This is a genomic window from Mesorhizobium sp. P2_C7 (assembly GCF_056404515.1).
This window is the reverse complement of the sequence record NZ_JBFUDW010000001.1, coordinates 855906-872974: the sequence shown is the minus strand read 5'-3', so window position 1 is coordinate 872974 and position 17069 is coordinate 855906. Positions and strand designations below refer to the sequence as shown.

Genomic DNA, 17069 nt, shown 5'->3' with positions numbered 1-17069 from the left:
GTTTGGGTTGCCTCAAGAATTTGGTGCTTGAAACGGATGCGCTGTCCCTGGCGCGGCATCCGGGCGGACAGCTGTGTCCTGTCGACGGGCTCCAGCAGGGCACAAGGGGCGGATGACGCTTGAGCGGCAGGTCTTTTCGGATGGCGGGGCGCGACCCCTCGCGCGCCTGCGGTCCAGGACGCGGCGCGTTGGCGCATTCCTCTTGCCGACCAGGGTCGGCGGCTAAACCCAGAGGATCAATTTTTGCGGCGAACCCGGCCATCACCGCCAGGCGTCGGTGCGGGCGCTAACGAGGGACGACGATGACCACTTTCACGATTTCCGACCAGGCCACCCTCAATGCGGCGATCACCGCTATCGCGGGCCGCGCCGGGACAGACATCTTCAATTTCACGACCAGCTTCACACTCAGCGGAAATATGACGCCGCTGTTCCTGACGGCCGGCGAAAACCTGACGATCAACGGCAATGGCCAGACGCTTGACGGCGCCAACACCTATGGCGGCTTCGTCATCGAGCACGGCACTGTCGCGATCAACGACCTCGACATCGTCCATACCACGGCAAGAGGCGGTACCGGCGGCGTGTGGCAAGGCAATGGCAGCGGCGGCGGCGCCGGGCTGGGCGGCGGGCTGTTCGTCGGCGCCGGCGCCAATGTGACGATCAGCAATGTCGATTTCACCGGCGACCGGGCCATCGGCGGCAATGGCGGCGGTATCAGCAGCACTTTTGCCAACGGCGGCCTGTGGAATGGCTTCCTCAACGATGGCACCGGCTTCGGTGCTGGCGGCATTGGCGGGACTGGCTCCGGCCCTGGCGGTAGTGGTGCAAGTGGTGGCTTCGGCGCCGGCGGCGGCGCGGCCACACCCTCTGCCGGCGCACCCAATGTGCCTGGAAATGGCGGCTGGGGCGCTGGTGGAGGCGGCGTCGGAAGCTTCAGCCATGCCGGATACGCCGGCGGCGGCGGCGGCCTGGGAGCAGGCGGTGCCATCTTCGTCGATACGCTTGGCACGCTGACCATCGCCGGAGGCACGATCTCCGGCGGCGCGGTGCAGGGAGGCGCGTCGGGCCCGAATCAGGGCATCGGGGTCCAGGGCGGCGGCGGCGGCGGGTCAGCCGGCTCCGGCATCTTCCTGCACGGCACGACCATAAACTTCACGACGGCGCTCGGGCAGATCTCGACCATCAACGATGTCATCCAGGACGGCGACGGCATCGGCGGCATCGTCATGAAAGGCGCTGGAACGCTGCAGCTGGGCGGCGCCAACGGCTTTGCCGGCGGCATCACCGTCTACAGCGGCACGCTTTCACTGGCCAACACAACCGCCGCCGGATCGGGCGCCATCAACTTCTTCGGCCATGGCGCGCTGCAGCTCGCTTCGGGTGTGAACATCGCCAACCAGCTCAAGAATTTTGGCACATCCGACACGATTTCACTGCTCGGCTTCGGCTCGGCGACCGGCGTCTCGTATGATTCAGGCACCCACATCCTGACGATCACACGCGCTTCCGGCGGCAGCGAGATCCTGCAGCTCGATGTCACCCACAGCTATCTCGGCAATCATTTCGTGACATCCACCGACGTCAACGGCAACACGACGATCGCGATCTCCAACCTTCTCGCTGACGGCGATTTCCAGCTCATCGATCTGTCGGACACCGGCCCCGGCGTGAGTATCGATCACACTGCCGGCAATACGGTGGCTGGCGTGCTGACGGGATGGACCGGGATCGGCTCATTCGGCGCTTTCGCGCCGACATCAGCCGTTTCGACCGGCTTTGCCGGCAGCCATATCGGTTTTTTGGGTAACGGTGGCAGCGTATCGCAAACGGTCAACGCGCCTGGAAACTTCGACAGCTACAGTGTCGCTTTCGACCTCGGGAGCCGGGCCGACACGGGCAACGGAACCACCGTGCGGGTGCAGGTGTTCGCGGGCGGGATCCAGATCGCCTCGCAAGACTACGACACCTCATCGGCTGTGCAGGCCCATGGCAGCGTCGCGCACTACGTGCTGAACACAGCCGCGCTTGACGCGACCACACGCGGCTTGGCCGTCAAGGTCCTCATCACCGAAATCGGCACTGGCCAGACGCTGTTCGACAACGTCGTGCTGACCGGAATCGACACCACCACGCCCGTCGTGACCAATCATCTCCAGACCGATACCGGCATTTCCAGCAGCGACACCCTCACCAACGTCGCGACGCTGACCGGGACGGGCGACGCCAACGCGATCGTGCATTTCACCGTCGACGGCACGCTCGTCGGCCAAACGGCGACCGCCAACGCCGCCGGCGTCTGGACATTCACGCCGACCGGCCTCTTGAATGGCCAGCACACCATCGTGGCAAGCGAAACCGACGACGCCGGCAACACCGGAACCTCGTCGCTGACCTTCACCCTCGACACCACCTTGCCGGCGGTGACCAACCATCTCCAGACCGATACCGGCATTTCTGGCGCCGACACCATCACCAATGTCGCGACATTGATGGGATCGGGTGACGCCAACGCGATCGTCCACTTCACCGTCGACGGCAACCCAGTCGCCCAGACGGCGACCGCAAACGGCGCCGGCGTCTGGACATTCGCGCCGACTGGCCTGCTGGACGGCCAGCACACCATCGTGGCGACCCAGACAGACAACGCCGGCAATACCGGAACGGCGTCGCTGACCTTCACCCTCGACACCAGCGTGCCGCCGGTGACCAGTCATCTCCAGAGCGATACCGGCGTTTCGGGAAGCGACACCATCACCAATGTCGCGACGGTGACCGGATCGGGTGACCCCAACGCCATCGTGCACTTCACCGTCGACGGCAATGCCATCGCCGGGACGGCGACAGCCAACGGCGCCGGCGTCTGGGCCTTCACGCCGACCGGCCTGCTGGACGGCCAGCACACCATCGTGGCGAGCCAAACGGACGCCGCCGGCAACACCGCAACGTCTTCGTTGGACTTTACCCTCGACACCACCGCACCGACCTTGACGATCTCCAGCGATATCGACCAGATCCACGCAGGCGAATCGGCAACGATCACGTTCACCTTCAGCGAGGACCCCGGGGCGACCTTTGCGTGGGACGGCTCCACGGGCGATGTCACCGTCAGTGGCGGTACGCTCAGCGCAATCACCGGCACGGGCCTGACGCGGACAGCCACTTTCACGCCCAACGCGGTGCATGGCAGCATCGGCGTCGCCGGCGCGACCTATACCGATGCCGCCGGCAATCCCGGAGGCGCAGGCAACGCGCTGGCGCTGACCGGGCTCGATCACAACATGATCAGCGGCACCGCGTTCGACGACAAAAACGGCAACGGCATCAATGACGACGGTGCCGTGCTGAGCGGAATTGCCGTGCACCTTACCGGCACGGATTTTCACGGCAACGCGGTCGACATCTCGACCACGACCGATCTCGATGGAGGCTATTCCTTCACCGACATCGTGGATGGCGCCTATTCTGTCCAGTTCGACGCCGACGGTCATATTTTCTCACCGGCGAACCAAGGTGGTGATGCCGCCCTCGACAGCGACGTCAATTCCCTGGGCATCGCGCCGACGATCGTCCTCGTGGAAAACGCCGACATCTCCAATGTGGACGCCGGCATGGCCGTGCCCGCCACGGTCGACGATTTCGTTTTCAACGACACCAACCTCAACGGTCGCCAGGACGCCGGCGAAGTGGGAATTGCCGGCGTTTCCGTCTCACTTGTCGACACATCCACGGCGCATAACATCCTGGCAACCGCCACCACCGATGCGAACGGGCACTACAATTTCACCAATCTCCTGCCCGGTTCCTATCAGCTGCAGTTCACGGCGCCCTCGGGATATGTGCTGACGACGCAGGACTCGCCTGTCTCCAACGACGCGACCGACAGCGACGTCTCCGTGACAACCGGCCTGACAGGTGCATTCAGCTTGATCGAGGGCCAGAACGACACCAGCCGTGATGCCGGCATGTATGCCTTGCCGACCTTTGCCGGTCTCGACGGCGACGCGGCGACCTTCACCGAGGACGGGCCGGCTGTCCGTCTCGATACCGGCACCGCCGCTTCGCTGGCCGATGCCGACGGGACGATCTTTTACACCTACGGTTCAAACAATCTGGCGCAGCCCGGGCATCTCACGGTCTCGATCACCGGCGGCGGCACGGCGGCCGAGGACGTGCTTGGCTTCGACACGTCAGGCGATGTTTCGCTTTCCGACGGCCTCACCGCTGGCAGCGTCGTCACGGTCGGCGGGGTAACCGTCGGAACGATCGCGGCCGGTGGCGATGGCCAGAGCGGACATGACCTGACCGTCACTCTCGATCTCTCGCTGAACAACGCGAATTTCGAAACGCTGCTGCATGCGTTGACCTATTCCAACAGCAACGGCGCCGACCCGTCGGCCGCCGATCGCACCGTCACCGTGAGCTTCGATGGCGACCTGCGCACGCATACGGCAACGACGATGGTCCACGTCACCGCCGTCAACGACGCGCCGGTAGCCGCGAACGACAGCTACAACGCCAGCGAGGACACGCAGCTGACGATTGCGGCGCCCGGCCTGCTGGCCAACGACAGCGATGCCGACCACGATCCGCTGACGGCGCTGCTGGTCAACGGCCCGTCGCACGGCGTGCTGACGCTGAATGCCGACGGATCGCTGAGCTACACGGCGGACGCCAACTACAACGGCGCCGACAGCTTCACCTATAAGGTCGGTGACGGAACGACGACCTCGAACGTCGCCACGGTCAGCATAAACGTGGCGGCGGTCGACGACCCCGGGCTTGCGGCTGTCGATTCCTTCTCGACCAACGAGGCGACGGCGATCGGCCCGGGCTTCAACGTCTTCGCCGACAATGGCGACGGCGTCGATGTCGACATCGACAATCCGCTTTCAGTCGCCGCCGTGAACGGCGTCGCCGGCTATGTCGGCACCGAGATCACGCTGGCCTCCGGCGCGCTGTTGACGCTGAACGCGGACGGCACCTTCGACTATGACCCCAATGGTGTCTTCAACGATCTGCCAGGTGCGTCGTCGGGTGCGAGCAACACGACCGCAACCGACAGCTTCACCTATACGCTCGCCGGCGGCAGCATCGGCACGGTGACCATCACCGTCCATGGGGTCGATGGCGACGGCGACAATCTGATCGGCACCGCGGGCGCCGACACGCTGAATGGCGGCATCGGCGCCGACACCATGCATGGCCTTGCCGGCAACGACATCTACACCGTCGACAATGCCGGCGACCAGGTGTTCGAGGCGGCGGGCGAAGGCAGCAATGACACCGTCCGGACCTCGGTCAGCTATGCACTGGCCGCGGGCCAGCAGATCGAGACGCTGGCAACGGACAATGCTGCCGCCACGACCGCCATCACCTTGACCGGCAATGAATTCGCTCAAACCATCATCGGCAATGCCGGCGCCAACATCATCGACGGCCTTGGCGGCGCCGACACCATGCAAGGCGGCCTCGGCAACGATACCTACATTGTCGACAATGCCGGCGACCAGGTGTTCGAGGCGAACGGCCAGGGCACCGACAATGTCTTCAGCTCCGTCTCCTTCAATCTCTCCGGCCAGGAGATCGAGACCCTGACGCTGACTGGCACAGGGTCCATCAACGGCACCGGCAACGCTCTCGCCAACACCATCACCGGCAACAGCGGCGACAACGTCATCGACGGTCTTGGCGGCGCCGACACCATGCAAGGCGGCACCGGCAACGACAGCTACTATGTCGACAATGCCGGCGACCGTGTCTTCGAGCTCAACGGCCAGGGCATCGACAGCGTCTTCAGTTCCGTCTCCTTCAACCTCTCAGGCCAGGAGCTGGAGAACCTGACGCTGCTCGGCGCCGCAAGCATCGACGGCACCGGCAATTCGGCCGCCAATGTCCTCACTGGCAATGCCGGCGCCAACACGCTCATCGGGCTCGGCGGCAACGACACGCTGGACGGCAAGGCCGGCGCCGACACCATGCAAGGCGGCGTCGGCAACGACATCTATTATGTTGACAACGCCGGCGACCATGTCATCGAGGCCAACGGCCAGGGCACCGACAGCGTCTTCAGCTCGGTCTCCTTCAACCTCTCCGGCCAGGAACTGGAAAACCTGACGCTGCTTGGCGCGGCAAACCTCGACGGCACCGGCAATTCCACCGGCAATTTTCTCACTGGCAATGCCGGCGCCAACACCCTCTTCGGCCTGGGCGGCAACGACACACTGGATGGCATGGCTGGCGCCGATACCATGCAGGGCGGCCTCGGCAACGACACCTACTTCGTCGACAACATCGGCGATCATGTCATCGAGCTCAACGGCCAGGGCTTCGATACGGTCAACAGCGCCATTTCGTTCAACCTCTCCGGCCAGGAGCTGGAGAACCTGGCGCTTCTCGGCACGGGCAACATCAACGGCACCGGCAATTCGACCATCAACGACATCACCGGCAACAGCGGCAACAACATCCTCGACGGCCTCGGCGGCGCCGACACGATGCGGGGCGGCCTCGGCAACGACACCTATTTCGTCGACAATATTGGCGATCATATCTTCGAGCTCAACGGCCAGGGCACCGACAGCGTCTTCAGTTCCGTCTCCTTCAACCTCTCGGGCCAGGAGCTGGAAAACCTGACGCTGACCGGCGCGGGCAATCTCAACGGCACCGGCAATTCCACCGGCAACACGCTCAACGGCAATGCCGGCGCCAACACGCTGATCGGCCTTGGCGGCAACGACACGCTGGATGGCAAGGCCGGCGCCGACACCATGCAGGGCGGCACCGGCAACGACATCTATTGGGTCGACAATGCCGGCGACCGGGCGATCGAGCTCGACGGCCAGGGCACCGACACGGTCAACAGTTCCGTCAGCTTCAACCTCTCCGGCCAGGAACTGGAGAACCTCAACCTGCGCAGCGGGGCTTCCATCAACGGCACCGGCAACCACATCGACAATGTCATCACCGGCAATTCCGGCGACAACATCATCAACGGCCTCAGCGGCAACGACACTCTGACAGGCGCGCAGGGCCATGACAGTTTCCTCTTCACCACCGCACTCAGCCTCGTCGTCAATGTCGACACCATCACCGACTTCTCGGTGATCGACGACAACATCGTGCTCGATCACGCGATCTTTGCAGCACTTGCCGGCAACGGCACGCTGAGCGCCGACCAGTTCACTGCCAACGCCTCCGGCACCGCCACCTCTGCCGACCAGCACATCATCTACGAGACCGACACCGGCTGGCTCTACTATGACAGCAACGGCGATGCCGCTGGCGGCTCGAAGCATTTCGCGACGGTGGCGGCGAACCTGGCGATGACAAATGCGGATTTTGTCGTGGTGTGAGGGGGAAGGCGAGAGCCGCCATCCGGGCGAGCGGGGACGGTGGGCTTTCGTAGGCGGAACCCCTGAGACGGTCGATACGAGGAATTGTCGCCACCTCACGCGCCGTCGATGCAGGCCGCGCAAGACCGGCTGAAGGGCTACCGCCGGGCGCTCGCCACCGCCGACATTGCGTTCGATCCGGAACTGGTGGTCGAGGGCGGCTGGTCGGCCAGCGCCGGCTATGCCGCGACCGTCGCCAGCTTGCGGCCGTAGCGAACGATCAGCCGGCCGCTCGCCGGGTCGCCCTCGTGCACAGTGACCGGGCCGCTATCCAGCAGTTCAGCCATGCGCTTCTTCGCCACCAGGCCCAGCCGCAGCTCTGCGTCGCATTTGTAGCGCTCGATTTCAGGCGCATCGATGTTGGCGATGCGGATATGCTTGCCGTCAAGCACGATGGTGTCGCCGTCAATGGCAACCGGCCAACCGGAAAGCATGAGGGCGACGAGGATGATCGACATCGGATCCCGGTTTTACAATCGCGAGCTAAGCTATTGATTTGAAAAGAGCGACTTTTGGCCGGTTTTACAGCCAAGTCTCTGGATTGGCAACGAACCGGCTAGCTTCCCAAGCTGAAAGGCTTGCCTTAAAAAGACCCCCATTGCCGATAGATGGAGAACTCCAGATGATAACCACAAATATAATTCACAGGGTTTTTCAGATCGGATATGGCCAAGGAACTGGCACTGCTTTCACAATAGACTTCAATGGAAATGAATACCTTGTGACTGCAGCGCACGTACTCCCTAAAATAGAAAATGGCATGCCGATATATATACGCCGCGAATCGGATTGGGTCGAGCATCCTGTTTTATGGGTTGCAACGGCAGCAGATGTCTTGGACGTGGCAGTGTTGAAGATCGGGGCAAAACTTACACCAAAAGATCTACCGGTTGAGGCCAGCAAGGGAGGGCTGATTTACGGGCAAGAGGTATATTTTCTCGGATTTCCCTTTGGGTGGACAGGGCACTTTCACACTCATGACGGGTATCCGTTGCCTTTTGTGAAGCGAGCCACAGCTTCCCTTTTCGACCCGGTACTGCTTTATTTAGACGGACATAACAACCCCGGTTTTTCCGGAGGGCCTGTCGTTTTCCGCCCTCCCAATCAAAACGATTTTAGAATCGCCGGTATTATAAGCGGCTACAGGACGGCGACTGAGGTGATAAAAATTGGCGAGGTCGTAACGGAATTCTCTACAACCGTTAACACAGGAATTATTCATTCTTATAACATTGAAATCGCGTTGGAACTTCTCAAAGCAGCGGGCCTGTGAAGATTTATGAATAGCGTTTTAGAGACTTTCGACTTGGCCGCCTTGCGCGTTGGAAAGCTGTGTTCTACGGGTGTAGCGAAAAGGGGGCAGCGGCTATGCCGGTGCGAAGGCGCGGCAACAAACTCGAAAATTGGGAGATCGCGCTAGTTCGGCGGATGATCGCTGACGGGCGATGGCCGAACGAACAAGACATTCTTGCCTATTTTACCCGCCCGACCCGGTCCATAAATCATCGCGCCATCGGCGAGGTTAGAAGGCGGAAGAGAGGGCCGGACATAGAGGCCGCGACTGATGACGAGCTAACCGCGTTTCTAATCTCATGGCCTGGGATCGATCCGGAAACCGGGCTGAGCCTCAAGGGCGACGAACTGCTGATCAAGGCGCGTGAAGCGATGATTGCTGCAGTTCACACCTTCAACAGCGCTGGCCTCACATTCCGGTCTGAATTGTTTATCGTGACCGCAATAATCGCGTGGACGTATCTTCTCCACTCATGGTTCAAGCGCGAGGGGATCGACTATCGGCACACAACTACTGATGATAATGGCCAAAAGGTCGTTTCAAAGACGCCGATCGGAGCGGAGAAGTATTGGGAGCTTGGGCATTGCCTGAAGCACGTCAGGTGCCCGATCAAAAAGGGCGCGAAAGACAATCTCGATTTTCTCTTGGAACTGCGCCATGAGATTGAGCATCGTTCAACAAATCGCATTGACGACGCGATCAGCGCCAAGCTTCAGGCTTGCTGCATTAATTTCAACGACGCGATCAAGGATTTGTTTGGAGCCCCCTACGGTTTGGAGCTTCGCCTTCCAATCGCGCTCCAGTTTCTGACTTTTAGTCCGGATCAGCGGGAAATTCTGAAAAAGGCCGGCCAACTGCCGCGCCACATCGAAACGGCGATGGATGAGTTCGAACGGCATCTGACGGCGGAGCAAAGAGCCGACCCTCGCTTTGCGTTTCGTGTGTTCATGGTCCACAAGACAGCCAATCGGGCTCCAGGGGCCGACCTTGCGGTGGAGCTCGTTCAGCCCGGGTCGGACTTGGATGCAAAGCTCAACGTCGTCCTCAAGGAGGTGGATAAGAAAAAGTACCTCCCCAGCGAGGTCGTAAGGGCTATGCAGGCCGAAGGATGGGACAGTTTCACGCAGGATAGCCATACGCAGTTGTGGAAGAGACTAGACGCCAAGAACCCGGCAAAGGGCTATGGCGCTGTCGCCGTTGGGAAGACGTGGTGTTGGTATGAAACCTGGCTTAAACGCGTCCGGGAAGAGTGCGAGCAACGGCCCGATCGATATCGAAAACCTAAGATGCCTATGCATCCGGGTGATATGGGAAACCTTTTTTGATCGACAATCAAGCGCGGGAACATGGGAGGGGTAACAATCATGGCTAAGCCAACTCTGTTCAGCAATGGCATGAAGTTCGATAAGGCGGGGGATGCTCAAAGGCACTTCCAAGCCATCCTCAACGACGGCGAAATGCAAACTCGCCTATCAGGTGCTGAGCATACGGCTTTGGATGCGCTCTTTCGGGATTACTGCGCAGCTACTGAATGGCCAATGCCGGACGAGCCAGTTAGCTATTTTCGGGACTGGGTTCGCGCCGAAGGGAGAAGTACAAAAGGCTTCTACGTCGAATACGCCAACGGTAAGGTTGACGACTTCAGCTACATCAAAGCAGTGCGTGCAGTCGCGAACTGGAAACGCTAGGGCGTCATCGCGACGGCGTAACCGCTCGCCGAAATCACCACCTCCCCGGCTTGGTTCGCGGTAACGGATGTTAATGAAATCAAAAGGTTACTGTTAAGGGCGCGTTAAACCGCCCTACCCTCGCCGCTGGACCGTCTCGACCCAGCCAAACGGGACTTGAACCGGGGGGGTCGGGACGAAACGGGCTCCCGCTACCAAGCAAACTGTTGCGGCAACCCAGATCCTCGCCGCGGGAAGTGTCTCAGTTTGAATTTGAGACGCTACCGTCGAGGCGGCGCGCTGGTATGCGTCAGGCTTTTAATATGCTGGTCTCTCCCTCTTGCCATTCGTTTACTCGGAACTGGCAAATTGGCTACTTTAGGGGCCGACAGCTTTAAGAACCACAGGGGGGCGCGGTGAATCTCGAATACTCAAAACTGTCCTCTATTAGCGCAGACGAGTTCGCACACAAGATGCGAAATTTCGATGCAGTCAATGCAACACAATCAGATGCCTCTGACATAAAACAGATCGAAGCTCTTCTCGAATTGCGCACCGGAGTTCTATCCGGTCAGGAATTTCTTGTTTCGAACGTTACGTGTAATTGCGGTCGTACGTTGACCTTCTATGACCTTATTGCTTCTTCGTTGAATGAATGACATTCTAAGTCGCTTGTCGTCCACGCTTTGTTTTGATCGAAATACTTTACGCAACCTCATAGAAAAGTCAGTTGTACTGCGTATGGCAACATACATCCGTTGGAATATAGTAATTCTGCTTACGGATGCTGCGGCCATCAATGACCAGTTAAAAGCGCTTTCGCGGCAGGGTCTTTGCCGTCGTCAATCAAGTCGTCGGCTCCCTCGCCTGTAGCAATGCGCATGACGAGCACCGCGTTGCCGATGACGTCGGCGGGGCGCTTCTGGCCTTGTGGTCCATTAGGCATACCAGATCACCAGCTTTACGTTCTTGCAGGAGTTGCACAGGTCTTTCTCACGGCGGAAGCCGTAGAAGCCAGGGCCGGAGCTACCGGCCAATTCGCGCGTCTTGTGGTTTGCGTGCTGACGAACCGTGAGCGATAATTTGTCTGCAATGCAGTCGTCGCATATCCCGTGCGGCGCAACCTGCTTCACCAAGGCGGCAACATCTTCGAGGACGGTCATAGGGTCTCCCATGCTTTCCGCTAAGCATATAGGAGTTCGGCGCGGTTCGCGAAAAGCGCGGCCTCGCCGCGCCATCGCTTACTCCGAGAACGAACGGCGAATCCTTGTACGGAATTTGTACCTAAAATGCCTACAAGTTGCTACTCCGTTCCGTATTCCCCCGCACGGAACTGCAAGGGAGAGAACAATCAAGCATCGCGTAAGCATTGATTCTCTTTAGGAAAATTGGCGCACCCGACAGGATTCGAACCTGTGACCTCTGCCTTCGGAGGGCAGCGCTCTATCCAGCTGAGCTACGGGTGCTTCCCGGCGACCCGGAAAACGAACCAGCCGGTGAACCGGCAAGTCACGGCTTCTTAGCGGAAGCCGGGGCGGGCTTCAACGGGCAATTGGCGATTGGCGGCGTCCGAGGGTCGAGCGTCGGGCAGGCCGATCAGGTTCGCGCTCCGCCCGGCCCCTCGCAGGCTCAGGGCGTTCGTCGTTCGGAAAGCCGAGCAATTGGCTTTCCGTCCGCTGCCGCTCCTCCACCCCTCACCCCTTCACCGCCGCGCCCTGCGTGGCGCCCGCTTGGGCTTCTTGGCGCCGGTCAGTTCGTGCATGGCGTCGAGCTGCATCTGCTGCATTTCGGCCAGGCGGGTCCATTGGCGCGAGATGAGGTAGTCGAGTTTTTCGTGCAGATGGCGCACTTCGAGCTCGGCCTTGAGGTTGACCCGGTATTCGTTGAAGGAGCGCAGGCGGTCCTTGGTCTCCTGCCGCTTCTGGCTCATCATGATGATCGGCGCCTGGATGGCGGCAATGCAGGAAAGCAGAAGGTTGAGCAGGATGAAGGGGTAGGGATCGAAGGCGCTCACCGTGCCTTCGAGCAGGTTGAGGCCGATCCACACCAGAAGCACTGTGGCGAAGGAGATCAGGAACCACCAGCTGCCGCCGAAGGCGGCCATGTTGTCGGAGACGCGGTCGGCAAATGTCCGGTGCTCCTCGAACTCCTCCTCGCTGTTTTCGGAAATGGTGTCCTGCCTGGCGATCGATTCGACCACCTGGCGGTCGAGCTCGGAGAATTCGCCATGCTCCTGCTGGAGCAGCTCCTCCATGTAACGCATGCGGTAGCGGCCAAGCTCGGCGCGGCTAATGCGGGCGCCGGCCGGCAGGTCCGGATGGTCGGCATGGATGCGGTCGGCGAGGCTCGGGCGCAGCGTGTCGATGCGAACAAGATCGCGCTTGCGGAATTTCCGGCCCGAGATCGCCGATGGCTTTTTCTTCGCCTTGGCGTGTGATGCGCCTGGAGCCGATGGCTCCGAGTCCGGCACTTCGGGCACCTCGGAGTGCTCGTCCGAACCATGTTCGGCCTCATGCTCGCCAATGGTCGGCGCCTCGAAATACTCGCCGCCGCCATCGTTCTGGTTTTCTGCCGACTGCTCCGGCATTTTCGGGACGGTGCTCATGGTGCGGGCTCCTGATGGGGGTGCTCAGCTTGACGATACGCCTATGCCGCAACATCGCCAGTTTCGCGACGGATTTCGCATGCCGTACAAGTTCTTGTGATCGATCTGAAGGGGCAGCGGCTGGCGTGGCCGAAGAATGCAGCGGCGGGATGGAAACTCGTTCCGCTGCGATCCTTCCCACCCCCCTCTGTCCTGCCGGACATCTCCCCCGCAAGGGGGGAGATTGGATGTCACAACGGCTTTCGCCAATCCCCAACGTCGAAGAGAAGGCACCGTCAGAGCAAACTGCCAATCTCCCCCCTTGCGGGGGTTGAGGAGTGGTCCGCGTAGCGGACGGGAAGCCAATTGCTTGGCTTTCCTAACGACGAACGTCCGGCAGGACAGAGGGGGGTGCTGTCCCGCCGACATCACACGAACTTCAGCACCGCGGCAGCGCTCCGAAGTCGCGGCATGGTTGGCGGCGGCAACAAAAAACCCGCCTCGCGGCGGGTTACTCGTCCTGTAGGTCAGTTGGCGCAAATCAGCACCATAGCCGAATCTATAGCACAATTGCCCTCAGCGGGCAATCCGTTGGCGGGCATCCGGGCGCGAAAGTGGCTCGATGCTTCCTACCGGCAGCTCGCCCTTCGCAGGCTCAGGGCGTTCGTCGTTCAAAAAGCCAAGCAATTGGCTTTTTGTCCGCTGCGCGGACCACTCCTCACTGCTCGGCGAACATCAGCCTGGTCTTGGTGTCGGCCATAGCGGGCGACAGGCTGCGCTGGATCAGCGCCTCGACATGGTCGTTGCGCTGGCGGGCGCTGTCGGCGCCCATCACCACGACGATCAGCTGGCGGCCGTCGGCGTCGTAGGAGGTCACGATGTTGAAGCCGGAGGCCCTGATGTAGCCGGTCTTGATGCCGTTGACGCCGCGCACGCGGCCGAGCATGTCGTTGTGGCCGCGCACCAGCCGGCCGCGGAACATGAAATCGCTTTCCGAGAAATAGTGGAACTGCTGAGGGAAGCGTGAATGCAGCGCCATGCCGAGCACCGCCATGTCGCGCGCCGAGCTGTGCTGGTCGTCGTCGGGCAGGCCCGACGCGTTGCGGAACACGGTGCTCACCATGCCGAGCTGGCGCGCCTTGGCGGTCATCATGGCGGCGAACTGCTCCTCCGAGCCGCCGAGATATTCGCCGACCGCGACCGCCACGTCATTGGCCGACTTGACGACAATGGCGCGGATCGCCGAATCGACATCGATGGTCTCGCCGCGCCGGAAGCGCATCTTGGTCGGCGGCTGCGAGGCGGCGTGGTCCGACACCGGGATCTGCGTCGCCTTGGTGACGCGGCCGGTCTCAAGCGCCTCGAACAGCAAATAGAGCGTCATCATCTTGGTCAGCGAGGCCGGATAGCGCTGGGCCGTCGAGTTGACCTCGAACAGCTGCTTGCCGGTTTTGGCGTCGACGACGATGGCGGCATATTTCTGCGGCGGCGCCGGCACCGCCAGCACGGCATCGGGCGGCGTCACGGTCGTGCAGCCGGCAAGCAGCAGCAACAGGGCAAGCGCCGCGAAAAGCCTCTGGACGAGCGTAAGGGAACGCGAGTTGGACAAGGGCAAGTCTATTTCTGGTCATGCTGTTGCTGAGATGAGGCGAAGCTAACGTAACGCGCCAGCTGCGTCCAACTGGTTAATGACGGTCTCAGGGCAATTCCCCTGGGTTTTGAACGGCGCCAACCGATTCTAGCCCCATCTTCCGGATGTTTGCGCTGCCCCTCACCCCTACCCTCTCCCCGTGAGGTACGGGGAGAGGGGGTTGCTGGCGCTGGAGCTTCTCCCTTCTCCCCGTTCTTCACGGGGAGAAGGTCCGGCAGGCGGATGAGGGGCAGCGCCGACTTGGGATAGTGGTGCGCCCCTATCGAGCAGCCGCCCCGAAATCGCCTGTTTCCTGTCTTCCCTTGCCAAAACCGCGCTTCCTGTGGGAAGGGGCATGGCATCTGTCGGCTTGGGGGGCTTGGGCATGACGAACATCGGGGCTGGCGGCGTTGCGCCGTCGCTTATCAAGGCATCACTCAGCCGCACCGGCAAATGGGCCGGCAGCATCGCCTTTGTCGGCGGTGCCGCTTCCGACATCCTCAATCCGCTGGCGCCGTTCGCCGCCTATATCGCACTGGTCGCCTCGGTGGCGGCGGTCATCATCGCCATTGCGATCGTGCTGCGGCTGGTGCTGGCGGCCAAGGCACTGCCGGCCTTGATTTTCGCCACCAGCGCCGCCGCCGTCGCCGGCGGCGTCTACGGCCTGCAGCAGCAGACCAATTCGCAGAACGGGGTGATCGCCAGCCTGGTGCCAGCCATCGCCGGGCTGCAGCAATCGATGGGCATCGTCTCGGAGAAGGTGGCCAAGATCGAGCAGACCGTCACGCAGACGCAAAAGACGGTCGAAGCGGTCAAGCAGTCGACCGACACGGTGGCGAAGAAGACCGACGAGATCGCGTCGGCCCAGCAGCAGCAGACGCAGCAGACGGCGCAGGTGCAGAAGACCGCCGAAGAGGTGAAGAAGCAGACCGAGACGCTGGCTGCCGGCCAGGCGCAACAGCAGGCCCAGACCGAGAAGCTGCAGGCGACGACCGAGCAGATCGCCGCCTCGATCGACACCATCGCCAAGGGCTTTGCCGCCCTTGCCGCGCAGGGCGGGGCGATCGCCGAGCCGAAGCGGCCGGACGAATTCTATCACAACGCCCGCGTCTACGAACTGTCGGGCGACATGCTCAATGCGCGGCGCTCCTACCTCGCCTTTGCCGGCTTCGATGTCGATGCCATCGATCCCTACACGCGCTTTGCCACGCTGCTCCGGGTGCAGGACGGCAAGGCCGGCGCCCGCGAGGTGTTCGGCGCCCTTTCCGACAAGGGCAAGGCACTGTCGATCAAGCTCGTGCATATCCTGCAGTTCGACGACGCCCAGCGCCTCGACAAGCTCAACGCCTTCATCGCGGCCAATCCGGATTTCGCGCCGGTGCATTTCCTGCTGGCGCAGGAGTTCTCGGAAGATCGCCTCGGCGCCCAGACGCTGGCCGACAAGCGCAACGAGGCCAAGGCGCTGACCAAGTTCGTGTCCTACGAAAAAGACGGCGGACTGCTCAAATATTTCGTCGACCAAACCCAGCTCGCCGACTGGCTGGAGCGCAGCCGCAGCCGGCTGGCAGCCCTTGGCGACGTGCTCGATCCCTCCCGCTTCGTGCCGACACTGACGCCGATGCGCTCGAACCAGGGCTGGTCGATGACCATCTCGCTGCCCGAACCGGCGACCGCCATCTCCTGGCGCATGGGCGACAGCGGCCCGTTCACCGACACCGGCTTCCTGGCGCTCAACGACCAGACCACCGGCAAGCCGATGCCCAATCCGAGTTTCGAGCTGCCTGGCAGCACCGCGGCCGGCACCATCGCCGTCAAATATCTCGACATCAGGGGGCGCGAGACCGGCCCGTTCGACATCCGCTTCGACCCGGAGGCAGCACTCCAGCAAGGCGACAAGCAGATCCTCGACCAGTTCTGGACCTCGTGGATCGCCTTCGATTCCGGCGGCAATCACGGCCTGGTCTATTTCACCCAGATGCTGTCCTATCGCTGCGCCATCAAGGAGGTGCACTACAGCCTGAACGGCGCCGCGCTCGACAAGTCGTTCGAGATACCGCCCTGCGACAAGAAAGATCCCTACGCCATCCCTTACGAGGCCAAGGGCTACATCAAGGTTGCCGACAGCGTGACGTCGATGTCGGTGCAGGTCACCTACACCGACGGCACCAAGTCGCCGGTGCGGGAATACAAACGGCAGTAAGCCTTTCATGGCGATGGCTTCGGGTCGAGATTTGCCTTGCCCAGCGTTTGCGCCGCCCCTCACCTGCCTGCCGGCATCCTCTCCCCGTATAGGAACGGGGAGAGGGGCGCTGTCGTCAACGGTTTCGCCGATCACCAGCGTTGCAGAGAAAGCGCGGGCCTTGCGGCCAGTTCCCTTCTCCCCGTCACTATACGGGGAGAAGGTGCCGGCAGGCGGATGAGGGGCAGCGCCGACCCGACGGTTTCCATTGTGCCTGATGCAAAATGCCTTACGCGGTGCTTGCGCAAGCCGCGCCGAACG

Annotated in this window: 9 protein-coding genes, 1 tRNA gene and 1 pseudogene; 6 read left to right on the top strand and 5 right to left on the bottom strand. The window is 61.7% G+C overall.

The window, feature by feature from the left end; all coding sequences use genetic code 11:
- Nucleotides 1-302 precede the first annotated feature (302 nt).
- Entirely contained in the window at nt 303-7355 is a 7053-nt protein-coding gene (locus AC1D2G_RS04180) for an Ig-like domain-containing protein (RefSeq protein WP_477412188.1), read from the top strand.
- 108 nt (nt 7356-7463) lie between these two features.
- Nucleotides 7464-7598, top strand: a pseudogene (locus AC1D2G_RS04175) (LacI family transcriptional regulator); the annotation flags it as partial.
- Here the strand turns inward: AC1D2G_RS04175 and AC1D2G_RS04170 are convergent.
- The gene (locus AC1D2G_RS04170) at nt 7574-7852 is read right to left on the bottom strand and encodes a thermonuclease family protein (RefSeq protein ID WP_477412186.1); all 279 of its coding nucleotides are present in this window, start codon (nt 7850-7852) and stop codon (nt 7574-7576) included. The pseudogene AC1D2G_RS04175 and the gene AC1D2G_RS04170 sit on opposite strands and share 25 nt — an antisense overlap.
- Before the next feature lie 164 nt (nt 7853-8016).
- On the opposite strand from AC1D2G_RS04170, the gene AC1D2G_RS04165 reads away from it, so the two are divergent.
- From AC1D2G_RS04165 to AC1D2G_RS04155, 3 genes are all read left to right on the top strand, one after another.
- The gene (locus AC1D2G_RS04165; protein WP_477412184.1) at nt 8017-8667 is read left to right on the top strand and encodes a S1 family peptidase; all 651 of its coding nucleotides are present in this window, start codon (nt 8017-8019) and stop codon (nt 8665-8667) included.
- A gap of 95 nt (nt 8668-8762) precedes the next feature.
- Nucleotides 8763-10013, top strand: a complete 1251-nt coding sequence (locus tag AC1D2G_RS04160) for a DUF3644 domain-containing protein (protein ID WP_477412182.1) — start codon at nt 8763-8765, stop codon at nt 10011-10013.
- Nucleotides 10014-10052: 39 nt separating this feature from the next.
- Complete coding sequence (locus AC1D2G_RS04155; protein ID WP_477412180.1) at nt 10053-10376, top strand: DUF3223 domain-containing protein; 324 nt, start codon at nt 10053-10055, stop codon at nt 10374-10376.
- Nucleotides 10377-11293: 917 nt separating this feature from the next.
- On the opposite strand, the gene AC1D2G_RS04150 is transcribed toward AC1D2G_RS04155, so the two are convergent.
- From AC1D2G_RS04150 to AC1D2G_RS04135, 4 genes are all read right to left on the bottom strand, one after another.
- Nucleotides 11294-11518 carry a hypothetical protein gene (locus tag AC1D2G_RS04150; RefSeq protein ID WP_477412178.1) on the bottom strand — a complete coding sequence of 75 codons (225 nt, stop codon included), beginning with the start codon at nt 11516-11518 and terminating at the stop codon, nt 11294-11296.
- Between the two features lie 226 nt (nt 11519-11744).
- Nucleotides 11745-11821: transfer RNA gene (locus tag AC1D2G_RS04145), tRNA-Arg, on the bottom strand.
- Between the two features lie 236 nt (nt 11822-12057).
- Nucleotides 12058-12960 (bottom strand): DUF1003 domain-containing protein, encoded by a 903-nt coding sequence (locus tag AC1D2G_RS04140; protein ID WP_477412177.1) that lies wholly within the window; start codon nt 12958-12960, stop codon nt 12058-12060.
- Nucleotides 12961-13657: 697 nt separating this feature from the next.
- Complete coding sequence (locus AC1D2G_RS04135; RefSeq protein WP_477412175.1) at nt 13658-14548, bottom strand: D-alanyl-D-alanine carboxypeptidase family protein; 891 nt, start codon at nt 14546-14548, stop codon at nt 13658-13660.
- A gap of 406 nt (nt 14549-14954) precedes the next feature.
- Between AC1D2G_RS04135 and AC1D2G_RS04130 the strand changes: the two genes are divergently transcribed.
- A complete protein-coding gene (locus tag AC1D2G_RS04130) occupies nt 14955-16769 on the top strand; it encodes a methyl-accepting chemotaxis protein (RefSeq protein WP_477412172.1) in 1815 nt (604 codons plus the stop codon).
- The last annotated feature ends 300 nt before the right edge of the window (nt 16770-17069 follow it).